9 protein-coding genes and 1 pseudogene are annotated in these 10,937 nt (G+C 65.7%); 4 read left to right on the top strand and 6 right to left on the bottom strand.

The annotated features are described in order from the left end of the window. Positions 1–38 precede the first annotated feature (38 nt). Positions 39–1,211: an ABC transporter substrate-binding protein gene (locus PMN64_RS14750; RefSeq protein ID WP_411781177.1), complete on the bottom strand. Its 1,173-nt coding sequence runs from the start codon at positions 1,209–1,211 to the stop codon at positions 39–41. Between the two features lie 222 nt (positions 1,212–1,433). Here PMN64_RS14750 and PMN64_RS14755 point away from each other — a divergent pair, with 222 nt between their 5' ends. Further along, positions 1,434–2,153 carry a DUF805 domain-containing protein gene (locus tag PMN64_RS14755; protein ID WP_411781178.1) on the top strand — a complete coding sequence of 240 codons (720 nt, stop codon included), beginning with the start codon at positions 1,434–1,436 and terminating at the stop codon, positions 2,151–2,153. 199 nt (positions 2,154–2,352) lie between these two features. Here PMN64_RS14755 and PMN64_RS14760 read toward each other — a convergent pair whose 3' ends face one another. Next, positions 2,353–3,249, bottom strand: a complete 897-nt coding sequence (locus PMN64_RS14760) for a sigma-70 family RNA polymerase sigma factor (protein ID WP_411781179.1) — start codon at positions 3,247–3,249, stop codon at positions 2,353–2,355. 35 nt (positions 3,250–3,284) lie between these two features. Further along, positions 3,285–3,593, bottom strand: coding sequence for a hypothetical protein (locus tag PMN64_RS14765; protein ID WP_137481187.1), 309 nt, complete (start codon positions 3,591–3,593; stop codon positions 3,285–3,287). 181 nt (positions 3,594–3,774) lie between these two features. Here PMN64_RS14765 and PMN64_RS14770 point away from each other — a divergent pair, with 181 nt between their 5' ends. Continuing rightward, positions 3,775–5,181 carry a DHA2 family efflux MFS transporter permease subunit gene (locus tag PMN64_RS14770; protein WP_411781180.1) on the top strand — a complete coding sequence of 469 codons (1,407 nt, stop codon included), beginning with the start codon at positions 3,775–3,777 and terminating at the stop codon, positions 5,179–5,181. 115 nt (positions 5,182–5,296) lie between these two features. Beyond that, a complete protein-coding gene (locus tag PMN64_RS14775; RefSeq protein WP_411781181.1) occupies positions 5,297–6,571 on the top strand; it encodes an NAD(P)/FAD-dependent oxidoreductase in 1,275 nt (424 codons plus the stop codon). Positions 6,572–6,729: 158 nt separating this feature from the next. Here PMN64_RS14775 and PMN64_RS14780 read toward each other — a convergent pair whose 3' ends face one another. Next, the gene (locus PMN64_RS14780) at positions 6,730–7,680 is read right to left on the bottom strand and encodes a helix-turn-helix domain-containing protein (protein WP_411781182.1); all 951 of its coding nucleotides are present in this window, start codon (positions 7,678–7,680) and stop codon (positions 6,730–6,732) included. Positions 7,681–7,828: 148 nt separating this feature from the next. Here PMN64_RS14780 and PMN64_RS14785 point away from each other — a divergent pair, with 148 nt between their 5' ends. Next, positions 7,829–8,488, top strand: a complete 660-nt coding sequence (locus tag PMN64_RS14785) for an isochorismatase family protein (RefSeq protein WP_411781183.1) — start codon at positions 7,829–7,831, stop codon at positions 8,486–8,488. Between the two features lie 200 nt (positions 8,489–8,688). Here the strand turns inward: PMN64_RS14785 and PMN64_RS14790 are convergent, their stop codons facing one another. Together PMN64_RS14790 and PMN64_RS14795 are read right to left on the bottom strand one after the other, a co-directional pair. Further along, the gene (locus PMN64_RS14790) at positions 8,689–9,915 is read right to left on the bottom strand and encodes an ABC transporter substrate-binding protein (RefSeq protein ID WP_411781184.1); all 1,227 of its coding nucleotides are present in this window, start codon (positions 9,913–9,915) and stop codon (positions 8,689–8,691) included. A 53-nt stretch (positions 9,916–9,968) separates the two neighbouring features. Then, positions 9,969–10,889 (bottom strand): annotated as a pseudogene (locus tag PMN64_RS14795) (cytochrome P450); the annotation flags it as partial. Between the last annotated feature and the right edge of the window lie 48 nt (positions 10,890–10,937).

Raw genomic sequence — 10,937 nt, forward strand, 5'->3', positions numbered from 1 at the left:
AAAGCGAAAGCAAGCCGCGCGCCAAAAGACGCCCGACCTCACTTCATCGCGCACTTGTCGTGGAAGCGATCCTGGTCGTCCTTGACGATGGTCGCGACCGTCTTCAGCGACAGCTGGCCCTCGGCGTCCTTGACCACGTCCTGCAGGTAGAAGTTCTGGATCGGAATGTGGTTGTTGCCGTACTTGAACGGTCCGCGCACCGACTTGAAGTTCACCTTCTCCATCTCGGCCTTCATCGCGTCTTTCTTCGTCAGGTCGCCCTTCACCGCGACCACGGCGCTGTTGATGAGGTTGGCAGCGTCGTAGGACTGCGCGCCGTAGAAGGTCGGCCGCAGGCCCGGATATTTCTTGCGGTAGTCGGCGACGAACTTCTTGTTCTCCTCATTGGGCAGGTCGTTGACCCATTGCTGCGCGCCGGGAACGCCGAGCGCATTGTCCTTTTGCAGCGGCAGCGACAATTCGTCGATCGTGAACGCGGTGTAGAGCGGGATCTGCTGCTTGATGCCGGCTTGCGCGTACTGGTTCAGGAACTGCACGCCGGCCGCACCCGGATAGAACACGAAGATCGACTCGGCCTTGGAGTTCTTCGCCTTGGTGAGCTCGGCGGAGAAGTCGAGTTGGCTCGGCCACACCGTATATTCCTCGCCGACCACCTCGCCCTTGAACGTGCTCTTGACGCCGGCCAGCATGTCCTTGCCCGCGGCGTAGTTCGGGCCGATCAGGAACACCGACTTGACGCCCTTCTGGTTCATGTAGGTGCCGACCGCCTGCGGGGTCTGGTCGTTCTGCCAGGAGGTCGAAAACACGTAAGGCGAGCACAGTTCGCCGGCGAGCTGCGACGGACCGGCATTGGCCGAGATCAGGAAGGTCTTGGAATCGACCGCGGTCTTCAGCGACGCCAGCAGGACGTTCGACCAGATGTAGCCGACGATGAAATCGACCTTGTCGGACTGCACCAGCTTCTCGGTCTTCTGCTTGCCGACATCGGGCTTCTGCTGGTCATCCTCGTAGATCACCTCGACCGGCTTGCCGTCGATCTTGCGGCCGAGATGGTCGAGCGCAAGTTCGAAGGAGTTGCGCATGTCGTTGCCGATCACGGCGGTCGGACCGCTGAAGGTCGAGACGAAGCCGATTTTGACGCTGTCAGCCGCCGTCGCGGGCTGCGCCAGCGCCAGAGCCATGGCGCCTGCCAGCCAAAATGCCTTTTTCATATTCACTCCCCTCCTCAACCAAAGATCCCGCCAGGCTCGATCACGAGGGCCCGGGGGTCACGCGTTGCGCACGTCGTTCTGTGACGTATTTTGTGCGCGATATCGCAAGTCTGCAGCAAGCATGAACCGACGGCGCTGACTTAGAACCTTCGGCGCATACCCCAGCACCTTGCATCATAATTCGTCTAAATCGACCATGGCAAGAAATATAATGCCGGTTGCGTGGGCAACGATTGTCGCAGGCACCGGCCTTCCGCAACGACCCACGCCCGCACTGCAGCAGGCTTTAACGATCCGGTAAAGCACCCGGAAACCACGGGCCGGCAAGCGCCTGCGGGCTTCATGGTCCGGAAAGCATCACTGGCCGACGCTGCCGCCAAAGGGGTGCGTCACATGCTGAATTACATCTTCGGCTTCAATGCCCGGATGGGCCGACTGGCTTTCTTCTTCTGCAGCTTCGTGGTGGGCCTGGGCTTTATGATGCTGGTCTACGGCGTCACCGGCAACGCACCGGCGAGCGGCAGGATGGACGTGCTGCTGGCGCAGGCATCGAGCAACCCCGTGCTCGTCATTGCCTTCTACGGCATGCTGGTCATCTGCTTCATGCTGCAGTCGATGCGGGTGCGCGACATGGGCTGGGATCCAGTCTGCGTGATGGCGGCATGGATCGCCCTCCTCGTGCTCGACAGGGCCATCGCCGGACGATTTCCCGAATATGCGCTGACCTATCAGCACACCGAAACGGTGGTCGGCGCCGCCGTCAATGGCGCAATGAACATCGTCCTGCTGGTCTGGCGGAGTGGCGGCTATTTCGAGGAACCGCCGCCATTGCCGCGCGAGACCGGCGGCGATAGCCTGTTCGAAAGACGCAGTACGCCGGCCGCAGGCGGCAGCCGCGTCGCGCGGATCGCCAACGGTGAGTTCGGCGGAAAGACGCGCTAGCGCGCTCTCTCTCCACCGTCGTCCCTGCGAAAGCAGGGACCCATAACCACCGTCCTGTGTTGTCGAAGCAAGCTGTGGCCCCAGCGATCCAAGACGATTCCCATTCGTGGTTATGGGTCCCGGATCGCGCTTCGCTTGTCCGGGACGACGCGGAATTTGCCGCGCGATCACTGAGCCACAGGCTGGCGGCGAAAGCCGATCACCCCTTGTCCACCGCCCATTCGGCGCCGTCGATCGCATAGGACGCGTGGCGGAAATCCCTGATCGTCGCGACCTTGTCGGCGGACCAGTCGAGCAGCATGAACGATCTCGGCGGCGCGCCCTCTGCGTTCGGGTCGAACACCAGGATCGCAGGGCGTCCCTCGACCTGTCCGGTCACCAGGTGCCAGTCGTCGATCTTCGAATAATTGCCGAAGTAGCGCGACACCTCGGCCTTGCCGTTCAGCCGCGTGCGGTTGACGAGCTCGAGTCTGATGTCATCGGCGATCATGGCGCGGATGGCATCGAAGTCGCGGGCGTTGAAGCGGCTGACATAGGCGTTGAGCCTGACGCGGTCGGCCGGCGACAGGCCGGGCCGCGGCGCATCGTCCGGTTCGCTCGCAAACTCGCGCAGCTGCGTGCGTCCACGGTGCAGCGCGGCTTTCACCGCGGGCAGGCTGAAATCCATGATGCCGCAGATCTCCTGCAAGGAGCAGCCGAGCACGTCCATCAGGATCACGCTGGAGCGCTGTGCCACCGGCAGGCGCATGAAGGTGCGCAGGCCGGTCGCGGCGATCTCGCGGCGGTCCAAATCATCCAGCTCTCCGGCCATCATGTCCACCTCCTCCGGCGCGTGGAGCGCTTCCTGGCGGTTGCGCCGCCTGAGGAAATCGAGCGCGGTGTTGTGCGCGATCCGGAACAGCCAGGCTTGCGGATTCTGGATCGGGCCTGCGGACGCGAAGGCTTCCATCGCCTTGATCAACGCATCCTGCAGCACATCCTCGCCGTCGATGACCGATCCGACCATGCGGGCACAGTAGCGATGCAGCCTCGGCCGCATCGCCGCCAAGAGCGCGTCGACGTCGGTCGCGGCCGGCGCTTGGTGTGGTGACGTCATGATGGCTCCGCCAGATCGGTGCACTGCCCGCCGGTTCACGGCTCATCCAGCATACGATAATTCCCGACAATCACCGCACTTCGAACCAGCGGCGGCTCGGCGCAACGATCGCGGATGCCGTCCTGGAAGGCCTGGAACGCGGCCAGTTTCGGGATCGGGCTCGAGCCGTCTTCGGCGGCGGTCTCGACCATGTGGATGAAGGTATCGTCCTCCAGCCGCAGGGTCAGATAGCGCACGCCGTCCGGCTTCGCCGCCTTCAGCTCGGCGAACACGGCCGACACCAGCGCGGCATTCTTCTCCGCCATCTCCGGCTTCGCCTTGTACCTGATCAGGGTCCGTCTCATCGCAGCCTCCTTGGCCTGGTTCTGCGGCCTGAACCGGCCGCCTCAGACCCAAGGACGTTTGCCAACCGCCAAAGGATGCGGTCCGGCAAAAATAAATTTTGGCCGCATCCTTTGCCCGTTCCGGTTCGTCCTTCCCGGCGAAGCGCGCCGCAACCTCGCGGCGCAGCAAGGGAGAACGACCATGCAGACCCCTCAGCAGCGCGCCGAGCAGCGCTGGGTGCTCGGCCTCACCGCGCTGGCATCTTTCATGATGGCGCTCGACGCCATGATCATGACCACGGCCTTCGCCACCATCCGCGCCGATTTCGGAAGCCGGGTGGAGACGCTGCAATGGACCGTCAACGCCTTCAACCTGACCTTCGCGGTGCTCCTCCTGAGCGGCGCGGCGCTCGGCGACCGGTTCGGGCGGCGGAGGATGTTCGTAGCCGGGATCGGCCTGTTCGTCGTGGCATCCGCGGCCTGTGCACTGGCCGGCGACGCCGCAGCATTGATCGCCGCGCGCGCATTGCAGGGCGCAGGCGCGGCGCTGGTGATGCCGCTGGCGATGGCGATCCTGAGCGGCGCGTTCGGCCGCGAGGAGCGCGCCCGCGCGCTCGGCATTTTCAGCGGCATCACCGGATGCGCGCTGATCATCGGTCCCGCGATCGGCGGCTTCATCACCGAGCATCTCGGCTGGCGCTGGATCTTTTGGATCAACCTGCCGATCGGCCTCATCGCGATCGCCCTCGTGATCACCCGCCTGCGCGAAAGTTTCGGGCCGGCTGCGCCGCTGGACGTCACCGGCCTCGCGCTGGTCGCGCTCGCGGCGCTGGCCCTGGTCTGGGGCCTGCTGCGCGGCAACGGCGTCGGCTGGGCCAGCGCGGAAGTGACGGGCGCGCTGATCGCCGGCGTCGCGCTGGCAGCGATGTTCGTGCTGTGGGAGCTGCGCGCCACAAGCCCGATGGTGCCGATGCGGCTGTTCGCGGCACGGCCGTTTGCATCCGGGATGGCCGCAAGCGTGCTGTTATACGCCGCGATGTATGGCGTGCTGTTCCTGCTGCCGCAGTTCCTGCAGATCGCGCTCGGCTTCGACGCCTTCGGTGCCGGGCTGCGTTTGCTGCCGTGGACGGCGACGCTGTTCGTCACCGCGCCGATCGCCGGCGCCGCGGTCAACCGGTTCGGCGAGCGCACGCTGGTCGTCACCGGCCTCCTGATGCAGGCGGTCGGGCTCGGATGGATCAGCGAGATCGTGAGCCCCACAGTGCCCTATTCGGCGCTGGTCGCGCCGCTGGTGCTCGCCGGCGTCGGCGTGTCGATGGCGATGCCGGCCGCGCAGAACGCGGTGCTGGGCGCGGTCGCCGTCAGCGAGATGGGCAAGGCGTCGGGCGTCTTCAACATGGGCCGCTTCCTCGGCGGCATGTTCGGCATCGCGGCGCTGGTGGCGAGCTTTTCCGCCAATGGCGCAGCCGATTCATCCGGTCATTTCGCAAACGGATTCGCGTCGGCGATGAGCCTTGCCGCAACGCTGTCATTTGCCGGCGCGGTCGCGGGACTGTTCCTGCCGATGCGGCGGCGGGCCGTCGCCGCGACCGCGCCGCAGGATGCGTGAGGCCTGCGGCGATTGGGTTTTGCTATCGGGCGATCGGGCATTTCGTGTTGGAATGAGGCTGCGAATGAATACATAATCCAACGACGAAGCCGTTCGAACCCGAGGGCGACATCAGATGACGCAAGCGCCGGCCAAACCTCATCGCGTGGTGATCGTCGGCGCCGGCTTCGGCGGCTTGGAAGCCGCCTTCGGTCTCGCAGGGGCGCCGGTCGAGATCACCCTGATCGATCGCCGCAACCACCATCTGTTCCAGCCGCTGCTCTATCAGGTCGCGACCGCTTCGCTTGCCACCAGCGAGATCGCCTGGCCGATCCGCTATCTCCTGCGCGACCGGCCCGAGGTGACGACGCTGTTCGCCAATGTCTGCGGCGTCGACGCCGCGGCGAAGCAGGTGCAACTCGACGACGGCGGCAGCATTCCTTACGACACGCTGGTCCTCGCCACCGGCGCGCGCCACGCCTATTTCGGCCATGACGAATGGGAGCCGTTCGCGCCCGGCCTGAAGACGCTGGAGGACGCGACCACGCTGCGGCGGCGCATCCTGGTCGCCTTCGAACGCGCCGAGCGCGAGACCGATCCGGCCAAGCGCGCGGCACTGCTGACCTTCGTCATCATCGGCGCCGGCCCGACCGGCGTCGAGATGGCCGGCACCATCGCCGACCTCGCCAAGGACACGCTGCCGCAAGACTTCCGTCACATCGATACGCGCAAGGCGCGCGTGGTGCTGATCGAGGCCGGCCCGCGCGTGCTGGCAGGATTTCCCGACGATCTCTCGGCCTATGCGCAGGCGTCACTTGAGAAACTCGGCGTCGAGGTGATGCTGGGCGAGCCGGTCACCGAATGCTCGGCCGACGGCGTGGTGTTCGGCGGCAAGAGGCTGGAGGCGCGCACCATCGTCTGGGCCGCCGGCGTGCGCGCCTCGCGCGCCGCCGAATGGCTGAACGCGCCGGCCGATCGCGCCCATCGGCTGCAGGTCGAGCCGGATCTGACCGTGCCGGGCCATCCCGATGTCTTCGCCGTCGGCGACACCGTCACGATCAAGGATCCCGACGGCAATCCGGTGCCGGGCATCGCGCCGGCCGCCAAGCAGGAGGGGCGCTATGTCGCCGCGCTGATCAAGGCCCGGCTCGACGGCAAGACGCTGCCGCCGTTCCGCTACAAGCATGCCGGCAGCCTCGCCCAGATCGGCAAGAAGAAGGCGGTGATCGATTTCGGCTGGCTCAAGCTGCGCGGCTCTCTGGCATGGTGGATCTGGGGCCTCGCCCACATCTACTTCCTGATCGGCGTGCGGCATCGGATTGCGGTGGCGATGAACTGGCTCTGGATCCACACCCGCGACCAGCGCGCCGCACGGCTGATCACGCAAGGCAGCAGCAAGGTCGCGCAGTAGCGCTCTCGCGGAGCTGGGCGCGCTCACGCTATGGCCGCCCGTGGGAACACCGTCATTGCGAGGAGCGATAGCGACGAAGCAATCCATCTCTCAGCAAGCGGTGAGATGGATTGCTTCGCTCCGCTCGCAATGACGTGGCTCGAGATTTTGCGAGTTCCTCACCCCATCACCTGATGCGGCGAGCGGCCGAACGCGGCCTTGAAGGCGCGGCTGAAATGCGAGACGTCGCTGAAGCCGAAGCTCAGCGCGACATCGGTGACATGGCTGAAGCGCCGCTCGGCCAGCGCCTGGTAGGCGCCGGCGAGGCGCTGCTGCCACAGCCAGCGGATCGGCGTCGAGCCTTCGCGCGCGAACAGGCGATTGAGCGTGCGCGGCGCCATGTTCTGCGCGGTGGCGATCGCATCGAGATCGAGCCCGGGATCGTCGAGATTGGCCAGGATGTAGGCCTTGACCCGCACCAGTCGTTCGTCGCCGCGCTGCGGCCCTTCGTCCGTCAGCTCGGTCTGCAGCGTGGTCGCGAAAATATCGAGTGCCGCCGCGCTAAGCCGTATCGCCGCAGGTCCGGCCGCGTCATCGAGCTGCGTCAGCCGGCGGATCAGCGATCCCGCCAGCGCTCCCACTTTCGACGCGTTGCCGACCCGCCGCGCCGTCAGGCGCTGCGCATCCGGCAGGCGTGCGAGCAGCAGCGGCCGCGGGATCGACACCATGATCGCGCGCGCGCTCGGGGCGAATTCCAGCGTGAACGGCTGCGCCTGGTCATGGAGCATCAGATCGCCCCGGCGCATGCGCACGTCGCGGCCGCCTTGTGCAAAGCTGACCTCGCCGCGCAGCGTGAGCCACAGCATGAAATAGTCGCGCGGATCCCTGCGGACGTCGCTCGCGCTGCGCATCACCCGGATGCGGTCGGCGGCCGGCGTCGACGACCAGATGTCGTTGATGGCAAGCGGGCCGAGATGGCGGATCGAGATCGACGCCCGGAACGCCTCGTCGGCGACGCGGCGGCATTCGGTCAGCGAGAATTCGCGGCAGGTGACGTGATGCCAGCGGTCGAAACTGTCACCCGGCGCAACAAGCGTTTGCGCGACGACTGTGTGATCTGGGGTCTGCATCGGACCTTGCTCCCGCCCAACCCGGCAGCGGGATATTCTGCGTCCAGCCCTCCCTTCTGGCAAGCAGAGACCAGCGGCTGGCCGGCGCAGCCAAGAACGATCGCGGGAACCGGCGTAGAAATTGTCTCTCACCAGGAGGAGACACCACATGGGCTACCAATGCGAAATCATCGATCCGGCCCGCACGGTCATGATCGTCGTCGACATGCAGAACGATTTCGTGGCCGAGGGCGCCAAGCTGCGTTCCGCCCAGGCCGCCGCCATGGTGCCGCGGCTGGCGCAGACCCTGAAGGCCTGCCGCGACAAGGGCATCCGCGTCGTCTACACCGCGCATGTGCATCGCCGCGACGGCAGCGATATGGGGCTCTACGACGATCTCTATTCGCCGATCGCCGACCGGTCGTCGCTGGTCGACGGCACCGAGGGCGTCGAGATCTTCGACGACCTCGCACCCGCCCCCGGCGAGCACGTCATCAAGAAGCACCGCTACAGCGCGTTCTTCGCCACCGATCTCGATCTCATCCTGCGCGAATGGGGCATCACCACGGTGATCGTCTCGGGGACCACGACCGAGAACTGCTGCCACGCCACCGCGCGCGACGCCATGTTCCACAATTACAAGGTCGTCTTCCTGTCGGACGCGACGGGCACGTTCGATTATCCGGATGTCGGCCAGGGCGCGCTGTCCGCCGAGGAGGTGCACCGCGCCACGCTGACGATCCTCGCATTCTCAACCGCGCATGTGATGACGGCGGCCGAGATGCTGGCGCGGGTGAAGGTGGCTGACGGAGCAGCGAAGGCAGCGTAGCGAGTTCACGAACAGCGCACCGCACATTCGGTCCGCCTCTCCCCTTGTGGGAGAGGCCGGAACGCATGAAGCGAAGCGAAATGCGATCCGGGTGAGGGGTCGCGGTCTCTCCGCGCAGCACGCCGCATGGAGAGATACCCCTCACCCCAACCCTCTCCCACAAGGGGAGAGGGGGCGCAGCGGTGTTCGCGGCAGCAACCTCACTTCACCAGCGAGCAGCCGCCGTCGGCCAGCGGGCGGAACGCCTGGTCGGCCGGGATGGTCGCGATCAGCTTGTAATAGTCGTAGGGGTACTTCGACTCGTCCGGCTTCTTCACCTCGAACAGATACATCGGGTGGATCACGCGGCCGTCCTGGCGGATCGTGGTTTCGCCGAACAGTTTGTCCTTGCCCTTGAAGGTCTTCATCTGCGGCACCACCGCCTTGGCGTCGTCGCTGCCGGTGGCGGCAACCGCGTTGAGGTAGGCGAGCGTCGAGGCGTAGACGCCGGCCTGGTTGCCGCTCGGCATCTTGCCGTTCATGCCGGGACGCGCGGCGAAGCGCTTTGCGAACGCGCGGGTGTCGTCGTTCATGTCCCAGTAGAAGGCTTCCAGCAGCTGCAGGCCCTGCGCGACCTTCAGGCCCATGCCGTGGATGTCGTTCACGAACAGCAGGAACGCCACCATGGTCTGGCCGCCCTGCTGGATGCCGAACTCGGCCGCCTGCTTCACCGCGTTGATGGTGTCGCCGCCGGCATTGGCGAGCCCGATGACTTTTGCTTTCGAGCTCTGCGCCTGGAGCAGGAAGGACGCGAAGTCCGACGTGCCGAGCGGATGTTTGCTCGAGCCCAAAACCTTGCCGCCGTGCTTCTCGATGTAGTTCGTCGCTTCGGCTTCAATGCCTTTGCCGAGCGCATAATCCACGGTCACGAAATACCAATCCTTGCCACCGCGCTGCATCATCGCGGCCGCGGTGGTGTTGCCGGTGGCCCAGGCGTCGTTGACCCATTGAATGGTGTTCGGCGAGCAGGCCTTGCCGGTGAGATCGGAGCTCGCGGTCGACGACGCCAGGAACGTCATCCGGCTATCGCGCAGGATGGTGTTGATGGCGAGCCCGACCGCCGAGTTCGGCACGTCGACGATGGCATCGACGCCTTCGACATCGAGCCATTTGCGCGCGATCGCAGATCCCACGTCGGCCTTGTTCTGGTGATCGGCATAGACGATCTCCACCTTGATGCCCTTGCCGCCGCCGCCGAAATCCTCCGCGGCCATGCGCGCGGCTTCCACCGAACCCATGCCGTTGGTGTCCTGGAAGATGCCGGAAATGTCGTTGAGCACGCCGACGCGCACCACATCGCCGGAAATCTCCGCGCGTGCGCTGCCGGCGGCGCAGGCCAATGCCAGCGCAAGTCCAATCCTCAATCGCCCGACCCCGAAGCCCCTCATCGTCTCCCTCCCATGTTTCCTCAATCGACCTTTTGCTGGTCTTGAGCGTCTCGTCAGGCCGGCGTGATCTCGACCGGCAGGCTGCTGAGCCCGCGCAGCGTGTTGTTGAAAAGGCGCTTTGGCTCGCCGGTGATGTCGATCCTGGCGACACGACGCGCCAGCGCCGCCATCATCACCTCGCCTTCGAGGCGGGCGACGAGCTGGCCGACGCACATATGGATGCCCGAACCGTAGCCGACGTGGCCCGACGTACGACGGGTGATGTCGTAGCTGTCGGGCTGTTCCCAGCGGCGCGGATCGCGATTGGCCGCGGCGAGGAACATCAGCACCTTCTCGCCTTCGCCGATGCTGGCCCCACTGAGCTCGACGTCACGGGTCGTGGTGCGGAAGAAAGTCTGGACCGGACTTTCGAACCGCACGGCTTCCTCGAAGGCGTTGCGCGCCAGCGTCGGATCGTTGCGCAGCTTCTGGAACTGGTCGGGAAAGCGGGCAAGGCAGTAGACGGCGGCGCCGATACCGTTGACGGTCGTGTCGAGACCGGCCGACAGCAGCGAGCGCACCAGCAGCGGCGCTTCGGTCGCGGTAATGGCGCCGGTATCGACATGGGCGTGGATGCAGGCGCCGATGCCGCCCGGGGTGAGATTGTCGCGCTGGCATTGCTCGGCAACATAGGCCTGATGCGGCGCCGAGCGCTCTATCGCCTCCTTGCGGAGCTCGTTCGGCGGGCCGAAGGCATTGAACACCAGACTGGCGTAGGGCAGCAGATGCTCGCGGCCCTCCGGCCTCAGGCCGAGCGCATCCGGGAAGATCGACAACGGATAGGCTTCCGCAAGGTCCGTGATCGCGTCGAACCTGCGCTTCTCCAGCAGCGCATCGAGGCGGGCCTCCGCGGCGGCGGCAAATTGCCCGCGAAGCTGCTTCATCACGGTCGCCGAGAGCACCGTGCTCAGCACGGCGCGGGTCCGGGTATGGGCTGTCTCTTATACACATCTGACGCTGCCGACGACCATGGTATAGTGTAG

Origin of the sequence: Bradyrhizobium sp. UFLA01-814 (assembly GCF_046718885.1) — a bacterium.
Lineage (GTDB): Bacteria > Pseudomonadota > Alphaproteobacteria > Rhizobiales > Xanthobacteraceae > Bradyrhizobium > Bradyrhizobium elkanii.